Here is a 1,115-nt window from a genome sequence, read left to right as displayed (position 1 = left end):
GGGCGGTTGCAGAAGCTGAGTGCAACACGGTTATTGAATTGAAGTGGGCGCATCGTGCCGCATAGCCATGGCCTTTTGCATCACCTCACTCATCATTTCGATCGGACATTTGAAATCGAAGCGTTTACGGGGGCGCATATTCAGTTGCAAGGCAATGGCATCCAACTGTTCTTGGCTGTGTCCCGACAAGTCCGTCCCCTTGGGCAGGTACTGACGGATCAGACCGTTGATGTTTTCGTTGCTGCCGCGCTGCCAAGGGCTGTGCGGGTCGCAGAAGTAGATCGCGATGCCGGTTTTCTGGGTGATCTCGGCGTGTCGCGCCATCTCCCGGCCCTGGTCGTAGGTCATGCTCTTGCGCATCGCCAGTGGCATGCCGTTGAGCGCTGCACTGAAGCCCTCCATCGCCGAGGTTGCCGTCGCGTCATTCATTTTCACCAGCATCAGGTAGCCACTGGTGCGCTCCACCAACGTGCCTACAGACGAGGCGTTGGCCTTACCCTTGATCAGGTCACCTTCCCAATGCCCTGGCATCAGCCGGTCTTCGATCTCCGGCGGGCGCACATGAATGCTGACCATCTCAGGGATCTGGCCGCGCCGATCCACGCCGCCAGAACGCGGTCTGCGCGTCGTCTTGCTTTGGCGCAAGCAGATGATCAGCTCCTTACGCAGCTCGCCGACCGGCAAGGCATAGATCGCGTTATAGATCGTCTCGCGACAGACGTAGGCATCTCTGAGGCTGGGAATGTTCATGCTGCGCAGCTTGCCGGCAATCTGCTCGGGAGACAAACGCTCACGCAGCATATGGGCCACCAACTCGAAGCGCTCGCTACCCGGCAACAGCTTTCGCATTGGTCGACAAACCTGGCGGCGGGCGTGCATCTGCTGCTGGGCTATGCGGGCCGAGTAGCCACCGCAGGCATCTCGATTGCGACGCAGCTCCCGGCTGATGGTCGAAGGGGATCGGGTGATCAAGCAGGCAATCCTACGCAGGCTGAAGCCTTGGGCATGACCGATTTGAATGGTGGCGCGCTCTTCAACGCTGAGTTCGGAATAAGACATAGGGGCAGCACCGTACCGGAAAGGTCAGGTGTTGCACTCAGTTTTTGCCGCCGCCA

At 59.3% G+C, this 1,115-nt stretch carries 1 protein-coding gene; it reads right to left on the bottom strand.

Annotation, left to right across the window (positions count from 1 at the left end; all coding sequences use genetic code 11):
• Positions 1-30: 30 nt before the first annotated feature.
• Positions 31-1,059 carry an IS30 family transposase gene (locus PH586_RS23375; protein ID WP_271350202.1) on the bottom strand — a complete coding sequence of 343 codons (1,029 nt, stop codon included), beginning with the start codon at positions 1,057-1,059 and terminating at the stop codon, positions 31-33.
• Positions 1,060-1,115 lie beyond the last annotated feature (56 nt).

The organism is Pseudomonas aestuarii (genome assembly GCF_027988105.1).
GTDB classification, from domain to species: Bacteria; Pseudomonadota; Gammaproteobacteria; order Pseudomonadales; family Pseudomonadaceae; genus Aquipseudomonas; species Aquipseudomonas aestuarii.
The sequence above is the reverse complement of the archived record's forward strand: the minus strand, read 5'-3'. Positions and strand labels throughout refer to the sequence as shown.

What these genes read in the sequence shown, in the direction of transcription:
- PH586_RS23375 (WP_271350202.1), bottom strand. Translation starts at nt 1,059, where the DNA reads ATGTCTTATTCCGAACTCAGCGTTGAAGAGCGCGCCACCATTCAAATC.